Source organism: Niallia sp. Kr1 (assembly GCF_050389805.1).
Lineage (GTDB): Bacteria > Bacillota > Bacilli > Bacillales > Cytobacillaceae > Bacillus_BD.
Genome location: NZ_CP130945.1, coordinates 1,312,489 through 1,327,767, shown reverse-complemented (window position 1 = coordinate 1,327,767; position 15,279 = coordinate 1,312,489). Strand labels below are relative to the sequence as shown.

Genomic DNA, 15,279 nt, shown 5'->3' with positions numbered 1-15,279 from the left:
CATGGTAACTTATCATCGTCACCATGGTTTTCATTACCCCGAAACTTGCGTCTTCGGCGTATTATGTTTCTTATTGATAAATTGAAACCCAATTAACCCTAAGAATAAAACAAGCCCGATGATATCGGAAAATCCTTCAGGATAGATGAGTAATAAACCTGCACCTATTGCGAGAATTCGTTCAATCCATGAAATTTTCTGGAACCAGTAACCAACCACTCCTGCCCCAATGGCAACCATTCCAAAGAATGCGGTTAACACCATCCAAATCGCATAATACCAGGTTGTATCAATTAATAATAATTCAGGTGATAAGACAAACATGTAAGGAATAATAAATGCAGCGATCGCTAATTTTGTACTGTCAATACCTGTTTTTATCGGCTCTCCCCCAGATATCGCAGCTGCAGAAAATGCAGCCAATGCCACTGGAGGGGTGATATCTGCAATAATCCCAAAATAAAATACAAATAGATGAGCGGATAAATCAGGAACTCCTAGCATAATAATCGCTGGAGCCGCAATTGTAGATGTGATGACATAATTAGCTGTCGTCGGTGATCCCATGCCAAGAATGATAGACGCAATCATGGTTAAAAAAAGAGTCGGCAGTAATGCACCATCGGCAATATCTAGCAAACCGTTTGCTAATTTTAATCCAAGACCTGTTTTTGTAACCACTCCAACAATAATCCCTGCAGCAGCTGTTGCGGCTGCTACACCTAAGGCTGTTCGAGCCCCATCCACTAACGCATCGAAGATATCTCTAAAACTCATCCTTGTTTCTTTACTAACTGCACTCACAAGAACTGAAATGACAATGGAGTATAGTGCCGCTAACATGACACTCATCCCTGTCATAAGAAGAACCACAATGGCGACAATTGGAATTAACAAATAAAGTTTTTTCAAAATCACCTTGCGATCAGGGAGCTCTTCCTTGCTTAATCCACGCAGTCCCGTCTTTTTGGCTTCAAAATGGGTCACAATCCAAACCCCAACAAAATACAAAATCGCGGGGATCGCCGCTGCCTTTGCAATTTCAATATAAGGAATGCCAATAAATTCAGCCATTAAAAACGCTGCAGCTCCCATAATTGGAGGCATTAATTGACCACCTGTGGAAGAAGAGGCTTCCACTGCCCCTGCGAACTCTTTCCGATATCCTAAATTTTTCATCATTGGAATCGTAAAGGCCCCTGACGTTACTACATTAGCAACTGAACTTCCGCTAATGGTCCCTTGTAAGGCACTAGAGAAAATCGCCACTTTAGCCGGCCCTCCTGCACTCCTTCCCGCAATTAATATAGCTAAATCATTAAAATACTCTCCAACCCCTGTTTTAATTAAAAATGATCCAAATAGTAAAAATAAGAATATGAAGGTAGCGGAAACCCCAAGTGGCGTACCTAAAATCCCTTCTGTTGTATAAAACATCGTGTGAACAAGTCGTTCAATCTCTAATCCGCGATGTGCCAAGCTTCCCGGCATGTAAGGACCAAAAATAGCATAAATAATAAAGACAATGGCAATGATCATAATTGGTAATCCTACCGTACGGCGAGTAGCTTCAAGAACGAGTAAGATCGCAAGCAACCCGATTATAAAATCCATATCGGTTAAACGACCTACTCGGTTAACCAGTGCATCAATGAATAATGGCCAGTAAGCTCCTACTACGACAGATGCTCCCACTAAAATAAAATCATACCATGCAACTTGATGTTTTTTTCCTCGATCCTTTTTTCTTGCGGGAAACAACAAAAAGATGAGAGCTAAAGCAAACCCTAAATGAATGGAACGTTGAAGTTGTGCGGTTAAAACGCCAAATACAGATGTATACACTTGAAATAACGAAAAAGTCAATAATCCCAAAAAAGCTATCCATCCAACAATGCCCATTAATTTTCTTGCCCCAGCCTCAGGGTCATATTTTTGCAGTAATTCCTGTTGCTGTTCTTCAGTTAAGGTTTCATATTTTTTACACAAGGATGTTCACTCCTTTCCATTGCTGCCAAAGACTAATTCTCTCCATTTTTACCCGAACCCATGTCCCAGGTTCCAAATATTGGGACAAAGGATATTCGTCCCCCTTAAAAACAATCGTATGATTCGCCCTTACTTTTCCTAATCGTAAGTCAAAAGATGGAAAAACTCTGTTCATATTTTTCAAATAATACTTTCCATCTCTTTCCTCAAAAATTTCACCCTTTGAAGCATGGGATGGCATCCCGATCGCAAAATCTTCATACATCAATTGGTATTGTTTCAGATGTCCATCTTCTGTTACTTCAAAATAATCCATGACATCAGATAAATGGATGGAATGCGTATACTTTATTTGAAAGGTTTCACCACTAGAAATTGGAATATAGGCAAGAACCTGCCCACTATTTTGGAATTGAAATACTAAGCATTTCTTAAAAGGAGTGAAAAGGAAGAAAAGGATAAAAATCATTAATACAAAAAATAAATAACGTCTCCGATTTTGGATTCCCATGATTCGTCCACCATTACTTAAAAATAATCTGAAACAGCCGGCCTGCTAACTCTATGGCCGGCCATACATTTAAAATAAATAAGGGTTGTTACTCTGCTGAAACACCAATTTCATCAAAATATTTCAGTGCTCCCGGATGGACCTCAATTCCTACCCCTTTTAATGCATTCTCTGCTTTAATTAATTCTGCTTTTGCATGCTGGACCCCATCCATGTTTTCAAATAGAGCTTTTGTAATGTTATAAACTAAGTCTTCCGATAAATCATCTCGCACAACAAGCATCGCTTGAACAGCAACAGTGGCAACTTTTTCTTCTAATCCATACGTTCCTGACTTTACTTCATCCTCAACATAAAATGGATATTTTTCAATTAATGCTTCGATTTTATCCTTTTCAATTGGAACAATGACAATATCCTCTGTTGCTGCCAGCCCTTCAACAGCACCTGTTGGCGTACCAGCCGTTACAAAAGCTGCATCAATGGTTCCGTCTTGGATCCCTGCTGTAGATTCATCAAAAGCAAGATCTTGTTTTTTTATATCATCAAAGGTTAATCCATGAACTTCTAAAATTTGCTCCGCATTCAAAGCTGTTCCTGAACCAGGTGCACCAACAGACACTTTTTTCCCTTTCAAATCTTCAACCGATTTGATTCCGGACTTTTCTGTTGTAACAATTTGAATCGTTTCTGGATAAAGAGTACCAATTGCTTGGATATTTTCAACCGGATCACCTTCAAACATCATCGTTCCGTCCACTGCATAAGACGAAATATCTGTTTGTGAGAATGCTATTTCAGCGTCACCATTTTTTAACGTAGTCATGTTTTCTGCAGATGCACCTGATGTTTCTGCATTCGTTTCAATACCCGTTTCTTCAGAAATAATATTGGCAAAAGCACCGCCAAGTGGATAGTATGTACCGCCAGTCCCACCTGTTAAAATGCTAATAAAGTCTAGTTCATTTGAATTTCCTGGATCTTCACCAGAACTGGAATTAGACCCGCTACAAGCAGCTAAAATCATTCCAAAAACGAGCAATAGAACCATCAAAAAAGAGTATTTCTTTTTCAAAAAAAGTTCCCCCTTTAATTCAATTTGAATATTAAGACCCTCCTAAATTAGTCATAATATTCTAATAAACATCTTATCGTCCAACCTCCTTTTTTAGTACAACTACTTTTTTAGATCCCTAAACTCTTATTTCAGCTTTAGGTTCGATTTGTTATAATAATAAAAGATTCATCTAGGAAAGGATTAAAAGATATGAACGTAAACACCATAGAGGTAAATATTGTAAGTACAGACAAACAATTAGAGGAAGCATTTTCAATAAGAAGGAAGGTGTTTGTTGAAGAACAGCAAGTACCTGAGGAAGAAGAAATTGATGACCTTGAATCAGAAGCCACTCATTTTCTTTTAACAATAAACGAAAAACCTGCTGGCGCTGGGCGTTTCAGGGTAGTAGACGGATTTGGAAAGATAGAACGAATTTGTATTTTAAAAGACTATCGTGGAACGGGTGCTGGTAAAGTCTTAATGGAAAGTATACAAGACTTTGCCGCTGAAAATGAATTGAACAAGTTAAAGTTGAATGCCCAAACCCATGCCATTCCTTTTTACGGAAAGTTAGGTTATGAAGTGGTTTCCGAGGAATTTCTTGACGCTGGAATTCCACATAAAACCATGATGAAACAACTTTAAAACTCCTTATAAAGGAGTTTTTGTTTTAAATAAATGATATGGAATTTGAACACTGACAATTAAATCAATTCAATAGACGCTTTAGAAAGAACAATATTTTTGATATGATTATGGATGTCTATTTTAGTAGTAAAAAAGAAAAGCGCAAGCGCCTTCGGAACAAAAAAGCTTTTTGTTCCTGAGAAGAAGCACAAGGAAGCATTACCCAAACGCTCACCCTCGATATAGAAAACTCTCCGCCTGGCAAGCCGTTTAGACGGAGATTAGGAGTAGTTGTACTTATGCCTAACATCTTTTCAGTTAGGGCAAGCACTAGACGAGCCGTCAAGGAGATTGTTCTTTAATTTTCTTGACGGCTTGAAAGAAATGTATAGGCGACTGCCCAAGGATGACGGTCATATGACTTTTGCCTTCAGAATTACTTGTTGGCTTTTCCTTTCGTTCCTAGGAGCCGACACTAGACACGCTTGTGACGAAAAGAGAGGGATGGCTGCTTGCGCTAGACAAGATAAAGGATGAAAACATTCATGACATTGAAAATAGCGATGAAGGGAGATCAATTCATTGATTTGGAAACGATCGACCGCGCTTCTTATCAACGAATATACGAAGAAGGCAAAAAAGGGCAGTTGATGTGTCCGGTTTGCCATGAACCAGTTCGACTTATTTTAGGGATTGAGTATGATCCGTATTTTAAACATACCTTAAAGAAAAACAATCATTGCCAATTTGAAATGGCTTCGAGTGAAATCGCCGTATCAATCGAAACGGAAAAACAAATCAATGGATTTCGCCTCCCTAAAGCGAGAACAATATCTGAAACCAATCCAAAACAAAAATCATTCAAATCAGCTAAACAGATTAAGCAAGTTCCTGTTTTTAACCAGCATCATAAAGAAAAGCCCATCGTTCGCTCTCCCTTTATTGAAACACTACAGCAGCATCATATTTATTTAGATCATAATCAAATAGAGGCAGTTATTCATCCAAACGGTGCATTACTTGTGCTTTCAGGGGCAGGAAGTGGCAAAACAAGAGTGCTAACCTCTAGGACAGCCTTTCTCTTATCACAGTTAGGAGTAGAGGCAAATCGGATTATGCTCGTTACCTTCACTGCCAAGGCTGCAAAAGAAATGAATGAAAGACTATTAAACTATCCATCTATTAACAAAACCCAGATTAGAGGGATCGTATCTGGTACTTTTCATAGTCTATTTTATCGGATCCTGAACCATCACCAACCGCAAAAATGGAACGGTCAAAAGCTTTTAAATAAAGAATGGCAACGACGGCAAATCTTGAAGGAAGCTGGAAAACAATTAGACCTGGATGAAAAGGAATTTGCTTACGATGCCGCTCTTCAGCAAATCGGCCTGTGGAAAAATTCATTATTATCACCAAATCAAATTGTTCCTACAACAGCTTGGGAAGAAAAATCCGCTTTTTTGTTTAAGAAATACGAAGAATTTAAACAGCAACAAGAACTATTTGATTTTGATGATATGTTAGTAGGTTGCTATGAACTATTTCTACATGATGAAAAACTTCTTCACCTTTATCAAAATCGTTTTGACTATTTTTTGATTGATGAGTTCCAGGATGTCAACAAAGTTCAGTATGAACTGATTAAACTGCTCTCTAATAAACATAAAAATGTCTTTGTTGTTGGGGACGACGATCAAGCGATTTATGCCTTTCGTGGAAGCAACCCTCAATATTTGCGAGAATTTGAAAAAGATTTTCCACATGCAGAGGTTGTCCAGTTAAACGAAAACTACCGTTCATCCCATGATATTGTTTCAGTCGCCAATCTAATCATATCGGAAAACAAACATCGACGCCCAAAAAAGATGTACGCTCAGTACACCAAAGATAAAAAACCGACTTTATTTTTCCCATATGATGAAGAAGAGGAAGCAACGATGATTGTTACCGATATTAGTGAAAAAATAGAACAAGGGGCAGATCCCAATGATTTTGCGATTCTTTTTCGAACCAATACATCAAGTCGTGCTATTTTTGAAAGACTGACGAATTCAAGCCTTCCGTTTATCATGGATCAAGACATTGAATCTTTTTATGAACGTTTTATTGTTCGTTGCATGCTAGGCTTTTTAGCACTGTCTTTAAATGAGGATGATTCGACGGCAATGTCCGATATCTTTCCTGCATTATTTCTCAAACAGAGCATGTTAAACGATATGAAAGCAGACAGCATTCTAAATGATTGCACACTACTACAATGTTTGAATCACGTAAAAACAAATTTTGCTTTTCAAGAAAAGAAATTAAAAAAAGTGTTACCTGTTGTTCGTTCCCTATCGTCTCTTTCACCACTAGAGGCCATTAACAAAGTCGAAAAAGACCTCAACTTTCAGGAGTTTTTAAAGAAACGTGGAAACGAAGGAAATCAATTCGATAAGGGGTCCGATGATTTACGTGATTTAAAGGTTGCCGCAAAAAACTTTACAACGATTCAAGAATTCCTTCAGCATACGAACCATATGGCGGCAATGAATAAAGAAATCAAAAAGCAAAGCAAGCAGCGAAAAGACGGTATTACATTAAGTACGATTCATCGTTCAAAAGGATTAGAATATAAAATTGTGTATATCATTGGTAGTGTAGATGGAAGTTTACCTCATGATTTCGCCCTTGAATCTCTCCGTGAGGGTGACCTTGAACCCCTTGAGGAGGAAAGAAGACTTCTATATGTAGCTGTTACGAGAGCAAAAGAAGCCTTATATCTTTCAGTACCTCAGCATTGGAGAGGGAAAAAAGCAAAACCATCTAGATTCTTAACGAAGTTTCGATAGTAAAAAAAGCTGTCTTCGATGACAGCTTTTTTTACTATTACTTCTTATTTATCATTTGTGAAATGGTATTAAAGTCAAGTTGCTTTCCATCTTTGACAATTGATTCAACGATCTTATTTTCCGTATCTTTTGAAACAGGTTTATTAGCAATTTTTGAAACGCGTTTAATTACGTTTCGAACAGTTTTTTCATCCTTAAAATTTGCATTTTGCAATGAATTGGCTAAATCCAAGATTTCTTTCATATTAACGCCTGTTTTTTTCTCGATGTTTTTGAAAAATTGGTTATCCATTAATGTGGTGCCTCCTTATCATTCCATCTCCTCCTGCTAATATAAGCAGCAAGTGCCGAATCTTTTATATAATATGAAAAGTTGACCGATTGGTGATTAAATTGTAAAAAAGCCGCTCTAAAAAAGAGCGACTTCTTCAAGGAGAAAATTAATAGAAGCTGGCACCAACAATAATCAATAAGATGAAAAGCACTACGATTAAAACAAAAGTGCTACCACCGTAAAATCCACCGCCATAGCCATAACCGCCATAGCCGTATCCACCACAGAAGCCCATATCTATTCACCTCACTTAATTTTGAGTCAATAATAGAATATGAACAAGATGTCAATGTGTGAGCCAGGCTTAAAAATATAGGCGTAAAAAAATGAACGATGACATGATAGTAGAATAGTATCAACCTTTAGGTTTAAAGAGGAGTGCCCCTAAAAAACCAAAGACAATAGCAGCAGAAATCCCTGAACTGGTCACTTCGAACATTCCCGTTAAAACTCCTATTATTCCATGTTGTTCAGCTTCCTGCAGTGCGCCGTGAACAAGTGAATTTCCGAAGCTTAAAATGGGGACGGTTGCTCCCGCACCTGCAAAATCAATTAGAGGCTCATATAGTCCAAATCCATCAAGAATGGCTCCCACGACAACTAACAGACTTAATGTATGTCCTGGCGTTAATTTGGCAACATCAAACAATAGTTGACCAACGACGCAAAAAAGACCGCCAACTACAAATGCCCAAAAAAACATCGCTAACATGTTTTTCAACTCCTTTTCTAAATTTCAATTGAAACAGCGTGGGCAATACATGGAATACTATCATTCTGTTGAACAGAAAGGGGGGACAATAAAGCTCCTGTCGCAACCACTAATATTCGCTTATAAACACCTTGCTTCATTTGATTTAATAAATGACCATATAAGACAACTGCTGAGCAGCCAGCTCCACTAGCTCCTGCTTGGACTGGTTGATCCTCTTTATAAATCATCATTCCACAGTCTAAAAACCGTTGGTGGTCAATCTTTAGTCCATTATTATCCAACAGCTCTAATACCGTACTTCTCCCAACTTTCGCTAAATCACCTGTTACAATTAAGTCATAATAAGAGGGTTCTCGTTGTAAATCTTTAAAATGAGCAGTAATGGTATCGGCAGCCGCCGGAGCCATCGCTCCACCCATATTAAATGGATCTGTCAATCCCATATCAATGACTTTGCCAATCGTTGCCGATGTGGTATACGGAAGGTTATTCTGTTGTTGATTAGCGGTTACAAGGGCGACCCCTGCCCCTGTTGCCGTCCACTGTGCGGTTGGCGGTTTTTGACCCCCATATTCAGTGGGATAGCGAAATTGTTTTTCTGTTGAAGCATTATGACTTGATGCACCCGTCAAAATATTTTTTGCTCCATGATAATTAATCATAAAGGAAGCAAGGGCTAGTCCTTCCATTGAAGTAGAACAAGCACCAAAAATACCAAAATAAGGAATTTGTGCCGTTCTTGCAGCAAAGCTCGTTGGTGTCATTTGGTTAATCAAATCACCTGCGATCAGAAACTCAATATCTTCCTCTTGTAAATTTGCCTTATCTAGAGTTGTTTTGATCGCTTCCTCCATCAACATTCTTTGAGCTTTTTCGTATGAGTCCTGTCCCATCCATAAATCATCATGTAATATATCAAAGTCCTGGGCTAAGTTGCCATTTGCCTCAAAAGGACCGCCTGAGACACCGGTCGCAGCAATTACAGGGTGATTCTCAAATGCCCAAGATTGTTTTCCAACAAGCATTAAATAACCCCCCACATAATCAGTAACGTTTTTATTAGTGCCACAACAAAAGCTGAGAACACTCCAAATAGAATAACAGACCCTGCTAACTTGAACATATTTCCACCGACACCTAGTACAAATCCTTCTGTTCGATGTTCAATCGCAGCAGATATCACTGAATTTCCAAACCCTGTTATAGGTACTGCACTACCAGCACCAGCAAATTGACCTAATCGGTCATATACACCAAAGCCCGTTAATAACATGGAAATAAATACAAGAGTAGCAACTGTTGGGTTCCCAGCTGTTTGTTCGGTAAAATTAAAATTGTACATGTAAAAATAACTAATGGCCTGTCCGATTGTGCAGATCGTCCCACCGACTAGAAAAGCTTTCAAACAATTTTTAAGGACAGGTCTTTTTATTTCATGTTTTTGCTGTATTTGATCATATTTTTGTTGCTCGGGCGTCTTTTGTTTTGCCATGCAATGGATCTCCTTTCCTACGTTAATTCTTTCTTAAGCTTAATAATTTCCTCTAATCTTTTTTGCGCCTTGTTCTTAGGAAATTTAGGATCTTCCATTTTTTCACCTAGACGAACAGCCTCTAAAAAGATCTTAAAATCACTTGAAACGACAAACTTTTCATTTGGAAACTTCCTTTCTAACTCATCAGTCACTTCCTTTTCAATCTTGTCCATGCGAAAGCGCTGAAGATGCTTCACTTTGTAAACAACAAGATTCTCTTTCTCCCCTTTAATAACTGCTACATCGTAAATAAAGTCGAAACTTTCTACTTTTTTTTGAATTTCTTCTGCTGTCACCTTGTTTTTTCCAGAGGTCACATTCGTAGGGCTCGGATGTGTGGCTTGAAACAAGGTCATGTAATCTTGATTTCCCCGAGCCTCGTTCTGACTACATCCGGTTACCATCGTTAAAAATAGAAAAATAAGCATAAACGCTCTCATCCAATTATTCATATTCTTCCCTTCCTATGTAAAAAATTACGAACCTCACTATTACTATTTTCTTCATTAACAAACAATTTATGAATGATTCCTTTAAATATAATTTTTTCCTAAAAGTAAAAGCGTAGTATCCTTTTGACGATACTACGCTTTTCCTCTTATTGAAGAACAACATACAGCTTTATGCTTTCTTCTTTCCACATCCGCAACCTTTTTTCTTTACTGCTTTTCTTCTATTGTTTTTACTATTTTGTTTGGGTGATGAAGACTGTTCTTTATTTTCACTCATCATATGACCCCCATTTCATTATGGCTTTTTTTACATTGTATGCTGCCTTAAATAGCTTGTGTAAACCAGAAGCCTAAAGAGGTGCGGAAAAACTATAACCAGATTTGTATAATACTTTCAATTATGGCTGCAATTCCACTTATGGCCAAGATGATAATCATCGGTACAGCCACAACTGGCCAAAATACATATAATCCATATAAAAGAAGAGAAGACCATACACCTGTACACCAGTAACAACTCAATAACTCACCAAAGAATCCTCTAATTCTCCCCTCTTTGGGTAGTAAATAAATCGCTTTATCACCATTTTCTTCAATATCTTCTACTTCCGTTATGAACATATTTCTTATAAAGGCGGTGATCTTATCATAAACCAATAACCGAGTCAGTCGAAAAGTTGCCAATCCTAACAAAAATATGTCTAAAAAAGTAATACTCATCTTTACAACTCCCTCTTATAGACACTAGCTGTCCATAAATTAAATTCGCCAACGAATTTGCCTCTGGATACAATCCGTGAGCTGGATTGAGAAATTCCCTTTAAAAATTCGAGACATCCACCAGAGGTTTAGCTTTATCAGCCGGGGATTGGACCTCACTGATGTTTAGTTGAGGTCAACGAATGTTGGTCATACAGACGTTGCCGAAGTCGTTTTGAGACCGTTCATTTTTCTGGATCATTACTTGCAGTTAAGACGGGATAAAAGCTTGCATTCATCTCGTATCTAATCATTGAGTCTTCTGCTGAAGGTAGTTAAACAAGTTGCATTCAAACGCCTATTTTGCGAAAAAAAAGGCGTTTGTCCGTTACCCAAATGCCCTTCTTACAATATGTTAGTAATGTAAACAACATAGAAAAAATAAGGAGGAAAATATAATGGGTTGTGGAAAAAACGGAAATGATGTACTAGGTACATCTCATGAAAATTGTATATGTGAAGTTGTTCGTGCGATTAAAGATATTCAAGATACGGTTATGGAAGAGGAATCTTGTGAATGTCCTAAAAATTGTTTTCTTGAGCCATTAGGATCACTTGTATCTCCAGCAACAAATCACCCACCAGCAGATACAAGAGTATTTGTTTTAAAAACAGCAGATGGTTCCCCATTCCACGCATTCTTTAAAAGCTCTGACTGTAATTGTGTTTCCATTTTCTTTAGAGTAGAAGATATTTTTGATAATTGCTGTGCGACTCTTCGTGTTCTTCGTCCAATGAAGAACAAACACGATTCCCTTGACCTAGTAAAGAATTGCTGTGTGGACCTTGCAGCATTTTGTGACCTTAAAGGATTCCAAGCAACAGATGATTGTATCACAGTTGACCTAAGCTGCTTCTGTGCAATCCAATGTATCACGGACTGCTACCTTGGAATTTGTGAGTAAATCTTGAGATAAAGGCCAGTGCTTGCTGGCCTTTTTTTATTTTAATCCTATCAATCGAATATCAGTTAGTTCATCCAAATTTAATTTTACAATTTTGTTGTTAAATTGTTTGATTTCAATCATGTCATCTGTTACAAATTGTAAGAAACCTTTTATAGAGCTCGTATTACTGACAAAAATACATGGTACTGGTGGTAATTGTTTCGGAAAGTTCACTAAGTAATTCAATTTCTCGTGAATATTCATGTCCTTAAAACTTTTTACGCGTTTGAATGAATAAGATTGCTTATTTCTTTTTTGGGTAGACGGAGTCTTCTCTTCTTCCACAATGCTTTGTTCCTGATGATACTGTCCAATAATCTCTTGAACGTCCTCGGTCTGTAATTTTCTCTTTGGAGAGTCCTTTTTTTTATTGTTTATTTTCTCTTGTTCTATTAGCTCTGTCTCACTAGTAGGTAATGGCTCTTCAACAATTTGAGAATCAAACTTTTCTTTTGCTTGTTCATTTAATAATGGCTTTTCCTCTTGTTTTTCTATTGTTTTCGTTACGATATATTTTTCCTGCATATTTGCCTTAGGAAATGTAAGCGTAGGTTGCATAATATATAAAAGCGGGTCACGTGATTGATTCTTAGACATACCGTCTCCTCCTTAATTAGGGAATCTACCCATATATCTATGCTACTTATTGGCATTTTGTTTCTAAAAAATCAAAAATAAAACCCACTTCCTGTTTAAAACCAGAAAGTGGGTTTAAAAATTTTAAATTATCCAATTACATGGTATCCTGAATCAACATGAATGAATTCACCAGTTATCCCTCTTGCCATATCGCTAAATAAGAATACAGCTGTATCTCCTACCTCTTCTGGCGTTGTTGTTCTTCTTAATGGTGCTTTTTCTTCAATTACATTTAATACTGAATTGAAATCACTAATTCCTTTTGCTGATAATGTCCGAATTGGACCTGCGGAAATAGCATTCACGCGAATCCCTTCTTTACCTAGGTCTGCTGCTAAATATTTAACACTTGCATCAAGAGACGCTTTTGCCACTCCCATGACATTATAATTCGTAACAACACGCTCACCGCCAAGGTAAGTAAGTGTAACAATACTTCCACCCTCTGTCATAAGTGGACGGGCTTCTTTAGCAACTGCAGTTAACGAATATGAACTAATATTATGCGCTAAAAGGAAACCATCGCGAGTTGTATTCATATATTCACCATCTAGCTCTTCTTTATTAGCAAAAGCAATACAATGCGCTAAACCGTGTATCACGCCAACTCTTTCTTTAATTTCAGCAAAACACTTGGCGATATCCTCATCATTTGTCACATCACAAGGAATGACGAGTGAATCACTAGCCCCTTCTAATGATTGAACTAAATCTTTTACACTTTTTTCAAGACGGTCGCCTGCATATGTAAAAATTAAACGGGCTCCTGATGCGTGTAAAGACCTCGCAATTCCCCAAGCAATACTTCTTTTATTGGCAACACCCATTACGACAAATGTTTTTCCTTCTAAACTGATTGTCATTTATTTTACCCTCCAAAATTAACACAAGTTATTAGTACCTAGTCTTAATATTACTATATCTTGTTTAAAATGAAAAGAATCGGATTCTATTCAACTAAAGGTTGAAAAGATTAATGGGCGAAATAACTGCCATATTGAAGTTCTTGAGTTAATTCCTCTACATATTCCTTTGATCCTGTCACAATCAAACGGTCCTCAAGTTGTAATTCCGTTTCACCATGCGGAACGATTGAATCCTTTCCACGGAAAATCCGTACAAATATAACGTCTCCCGTAAAAGGAAATTCCCGTAAGGTAACTCCCTCATATTTACGATTCAACAATTGAATTTCATATAATGAGTTTTCATCATTTGTTAAAATACTTAGGATATGTGGCGACTCGATCAATGCACGCAACAGAGTTCTTGTAGACAAGAGTGTTGAAAAAGCTTCAATCCCATAATTTTTTAAAGCCGCCTCTGTTTCAGGTCGTTCGACTCGACAAATGACTCGTTCAACCCCCTGATCCTTTAACGCTTTCCCAATCTCAGCATTAATTTCTTCTTCACCTGTTGAAATCACCACAATTTCCGCTTCATGAATATCCGTTTCCTGAATAGATTCAATTGAGAAATCTGATATCTCTATAATTTCAAAAACTCTATCCGTCGATTGATTTTCTAGTTTTTCCTGTTTTTTATGATAAATCGTTGGTTCGTAAAGACCCTTTTTTAACTCCTGATAGACTGGCAAGGTAAATTGATTAGCCCCAATAATAGCAACCTTTATCTTCCTCATATGTTCGCCATCCATCGGGAACATTTTTTTAAAGACGATTGGTGTAAATACCGAAGTAATAACGGCAACTAATATAAACATCCCACTCATTTCGCTTGTAATAACGCCCAAATTTTCCCCTATTGTTGCTGCTGCAATAACAAGCGATAATGTTGAAGTTAATAAAACCCCAGAGGCTACCACTGTTTTTGTATCATACCAGCGTTTTAAGATATATATAGGGATGAGTTTGGAAACCAGCAATCCAATCAATAACAATGGAATTAACAGTAATAATTTAGGCTCACTGAACAAAGACCAAATATCTAAATTCACCCCGATCATGACAAAGAAAATCGGAATAAAAAAGCCGTACCCGAAAGAATCTAGTTTATGGACTAGTTCTTGATTAGGTGAAAGTAATGAAACGAGTACCCCAGCTAAGAAAGCCCCTAGGATATTCTCAGCACCTACAGTTTCAGATATAGCAACTAAGAATATAATTAGCGTGAAAACGCCTCTTGTTCCAATTTGAATCGTACCTGTTGCCATGGATTCTAGATACGGAATATTCTTATTGTTAAAGCTACGCAATACCAGGTATAGGAAAACCCCTGCTGCAAACAAAATAAGTAAAAGCCATGTATTTCCACCATCTTCATGAAGTGAAGCAAATACGGCTAATAGGATCATCGTGACTAAGTCAGCAATGACAGCAACTAGTAAAATAATTTGCCCAATCCCAGTTTGCATGAGATGCGCTTCCTTCAAGGTCGGAACCACAACCCCTAGTGAAATCGTGGAAATAATAATCGTCATCAGAAAGACATCATCAATAAATCCAGCTAAAACAAATAAATAAGATAATAAAAGAGACAGGATAAAAATGCCGATAAAAATGATCGTTGCTGTTACAAAAGTATTTGGCTCAAATTTTCCGTTTGGCAGTTTAGTTCGTTTTTTCCCGCCAGAAAATGCCTTAAAGTCAATTTCCAAACCGCTTAAAAACATTAAAAAGATAAAACCCAATGTTGAAAGCGTTTCTAGCCACATATCTGTTTCTACGATATCAAAGCCGCTTTTTCCAAGAATTAACCCGATTAAAATCTCAGCAACGACAACGGGTATCATATTTAATTTTAACTTGTGTAAAATAAGAGGAGTTAAAAAAGCAGCAAAAATGACAATTAATAAAGATGTTACTGATAAACCATGTTCCATTCTATTCCTCCTTACAAAATAATCATAATTTAATTT

16 protein-coding genes are annotated in these 15,279 nt (G+C 37.3%); 3 read left to right on the top strand and 13 right to left on the bottom strand.

The window, feature by feature from the left end; translation table 11 throughout:
• Nucleotides 1-33: 33 nt before the first annotated feature.
• The 3 genes from Q5760_RS06615 to Q5760_RS06605 all read right to left on the bottom strand — a co-directional run bounded on the left by Q5760_RS06615 (nucleotide 34) and on the right by Q5760_RS06605 (nucleotide 3,575).
• Nucleotides 34-1,989 (bottom strand): TRAP transporter permease, encoded by a 1,956-nt coding sequence (locus Q5760_RS06615; RefSeq protein WP_428911413.1) that lies wholly within the window; start codon nucleotides 1,987-1,989, stop codon nucleotides 34-36.
• A complete protein-coding gene (locus tag Q5760_RS06610; RefSeq protein ID WP_428911412.1) occupies nucleotides 1,982-2,500 on the bottom strand; it encodes a DUF1850 domain-containing protein in 519 nt (172 codons plus the stop codon). The genes Q5760_RS06615 and Q5760_RS06610 overlap by 8 nt, the downstream gene beginning before the upstream one ends.
• Before the next feature lie 88 nt (nucleotides 2,501-2,588).
• The gene (locus tag Q5760_RS06605; RefSeq protein WP_428911411.1) at nucleotides 2,589-3,575 is read right to left on the bottom strand and encodes a TAXI family TRAP transporter solute-binding subunit; all 987 of its coding nucleotides are present in this window, start codon (nucleotides 3,573-3,575) and stop codon (nucleotides 2,589-2,591) included.
• A 192-nt stretch (nucleotides 3,576-3,767) separates the two neighbouring features.
• On the opposite strand from Q5760_RS06605, the gene Q5760_RS06600 reads away from it, so the two are divergent.
• Nucleotides 3,768-4,205 (top strand): GNAT family N-acetyltransferase, encoded by a 438-nt coding sequence (locus Q5760_RS06600; protein ID WP_428911410.1) that lies wholly within the window; start codon nucleotides 3,768-3,770, stop codon nucleotides 4,203-4,205.
• A 515-nt stretch (nucleotides 4,206-4,720) separates the two neighbouring features.
• Nucleotides 4,721-7,021 (top strand): ATP-dependent helicase, encoded by a 2,301-nt coding sequence (locus Q5760_RS06595; protein WP_428911409.1) that lies wholly within the window; start codon nucleotides 4,721-4,723, stop codon nucleotides 7,019-7,021.
• Nucleotides 7,022-7,058: 37 nt separating this feature from the next.
• On the opposite strand, the gene Q5760_RS06590 is transcribed toward Q5760_RS06595, so the two are convergent.
• The 7 genes from Q5760_RS06590 to Q5760_RS06560 form a co-directional block, all read right to left on the bottom strand.
• The gene (locus tag Q5760_RS06590; RefSeq protein ID WP_428911408.1) at nucleotides 7,059-7,313 is read right to left on the bottom strand and encodes a stage VI sporulation protein F; all 255 of its coding nucleotides are present in this window, start codon (nucleotides 7,311-7,313) and stop codon (nucleotides 7,059-7,061) included.
• Between the two features lie 148 nt (nucleotides 7,314-7,461).
• Nucleotides 7,462-7,590, bottom strand: a complete 129-nt coding sequence (locus Q5760_RS06585; protein WP_428911407.1) for a YjcZ family sporulation protein — start codon at nucleotides 7,588-7,590, stop codon at nucleotides 7,462-7,464.
• Nucleotides 7,591-7,710: 120 nt separating this feature from the next.
• Nucleotides 7,711-8,067, bottom strand: a complete 357-nt coding sequence (spoVAE, locus tag Q5760_RS06580; RefSeq protein ID WP_428911406.1) for a stage V sporulation protein AE — start codon at nucleotides 8,065-8,067, stop codon at nucleotides 7,711-7,713.
• Between the two features lie 17 nt (nucleotides 8,068-8,084).
• Nucleotides 8,085-9,095, bottom strand: coding sequence for a stage V sporulation protein AD (gene spoVAD / locus Q5760_RS06575; protein ID WP_428911405.1), 1,011 nt, complete (start codon nucleotides 9,093-9,095; stop codon nucleotides 8,085-8,087).
• Nucleotides 9,095-9,562 carry a stage V sporulation protein AC gene (gene spoVAC, locus Q5760_RS06570; RefSeq protein WP_428911404.1) on the bottom strand — a complete coding sequence of 156 codons (468 nt, stop codon included), beginning with the start codon at nucleotides 9,560-9,562 and terminating at the stop codon, nucleotides 9,095-9,097. The genes spoVAD and spoVAC overlap by 1 nt, the downstream gene beginning before the upstream one ends.
• A 17-nt stretch (nucleotides 9,563-9,579) precedes the next feature.
• Entirely contained in the window at nucleotides 9,580-10,056 is a 477-nt protein-coding gene (locus Q5760_RS06565) for a sporulation protein (protein WP_428911403.1), read from the bottom strand.
• Between the two features lie 369 nt (nucleotides 10,057-10,425).
• On the bottom strand, nucleotides 10,426-10,776 hold the full coding sequence (locus Q5760_RS06560; RefSeq protein ID WP_428911402.1) for a DUF1360 domain-containing protein: 351 nt from the start codon (nucleotides 10,774-10,776) through the stop codon (nucleotides 10,426-10,428).
• A 437-nt stretch (nucleotides 10,777-11,213) separates the two neighbouring features.
• On the opposite strand from Q5760_RS06560, the gene Q5760_RS06555 reads away from it, so the two are divergent.
• The gene (locus Q5760_RS06555) at nucleotides 11,214-11,720 is read left to right on the top strand and encodes a CotY/CotZ family spore coat protein (RefSeq protein ID WP_428911401.1); all 507 of its coding nucleotides are present in this window, start codon (nucleotides 11,214-11,216) and stop codon (nucleotides 11,718-11,720) included.
• Between the two features lie 36 nt (nucleotides 11,721-11,756).
• Here Q5760_RS06555 and Q5760_RS06550 read toward each other — a convergent pair whose 3' ends face one another.
• From Q5760_RS06550 to Q5760_RS06540, 3 genes are all read right to left on the bottom strand, one after another.
• Nucleotides 11,757-12,359: a CotO family spore coat protein gene (locus tag Q5760_RS06550; protein WP_428911400.1), complete on the bottom strand. Its 603-nt coding sequence runs from the start codon at nucleotides 12,357-12,359 to the stop codon at nucleotides 11,757-11,759.
• Between the two features lie 128 nt (nucleotides 12,360-12,487).
• A complete protein-coding gene (gene fabI / locus Q5760_RS06545; protein WP_428911399.1) occupies nucleotides 12,488-13,264 on the bottom strand; it encodes an enoyl-ACP reductase FabI in 777 nt (258 codons plus the stop codon).
• 110 nt (nucleotides 13,265-13,374) lie between these two features.
• The gene (locus tag Q5760_RS06540; protein ID WP_428911398.1) at nucleotides 13,375-15,243 is read right to left on the bottom strand and encodes a monovalent cation:proton antiporter family protein; all 1,869 of its coding nucleotides are present in this window, start codon (nucleotides 15,241-15,243) and stop codon (nucleotides 13,375-13,377) included.
• Between the last annotated feature and the right edge of the window lie 36 nt (nucleotides 15,244-15,279).

Coding starts and splice junctions, on each gene's coding strand:
- Q5760_RS06560 (WP_428911402.1), bottom strand. CDS start 10,776: ATGAGTATTACTTTTTTAGACATATTTTTGTTAGGATTGGCAACTTTT.
- spoVAE (WP_428911406.1), bottom strand. CDS start 8,067: ATGTTAGCGATGTTTTTTTGGGCATTTGTAGTTGGCGGTCTTTTTTGC.
- Q5760_RS06595 (WP_428911409.1), top strand. CDS start 4,721: ATGAAAACATTCATGACATTGAAAATAGCGATGAAGGGAGATCAATTC.
- Q5760_RS06585 (WP_428911407.1), bottom strand. CDS start 7,590: ATGGGCTTCTGTGGTGGATACGGCTATGGCGGTTATGGCTATGGCGGT.
- spoVAC (WP_428911404.1), bottom strand. CDS start 9,562: ATGGCAAAACAAAAGACGCCCGAGCAACAAAAATATGATCAAATACAG.
- Q5760_RS06555 (WP_428911401.1), top strand. CDS start 11,214: ATGGGTTGTGGAAAAAACGGAAATGATGTACTAGGTACATCTCATGAA.
- Q5760_RS06565 (WP_428911403.1), bottom strand. CDS start 10,056: ATGAATAATTGGATGAGAGCGTTTATGCTTATTTTTCTATTTTTAACG.
- spoVAD (WP_428911405.1), bottom strand. CDS start 9,095: ATGCTTGTTGGAAAACAATCTTGGGCATTTGAGAATCACCCTGTAATT.
- Q5760_RS06590 (WP_428911408.1), bottom strand. CDS start 7,313: ATGGATAACCAATTTTTCAAAAACATCGAGAAAAAAACAGGCGTTAAT.
- Q5760_RS06600 (WP_428911410.1), top strand. CDS start 3,768: ATGAACGTAAACACCATAGAGGTAAATATTGTAAGTACAGACAAACAA.
- Q5760_RS06610 (WP_428911412.1), bottom strand. CDS start 2,500: ATGGGAATCCAAAATCGGAGACGTTATTTATTTTTTGTATTAATGATT.
- fabI (WP_428911399.1), bottom strand. CDS start 13,264: ATGACAATCAGTTTAGAAGGAAAAACATTTGTCGTAATGGGTGTTGCC.
- Q5760_RS06540 (WP_428911398.1), bottom strand. CDS start 15,243: ATGGAACATGGTTTATCAGTAACATCTTTATTAATTGTCATTTTTGCT.
- Q5760_RS06550 (WP_428911400.1), bottom strand. CDS start 12,359: ATGTCTAAGAATCAATCACGTGACCCGCTTTTATATATTATGCAACCT.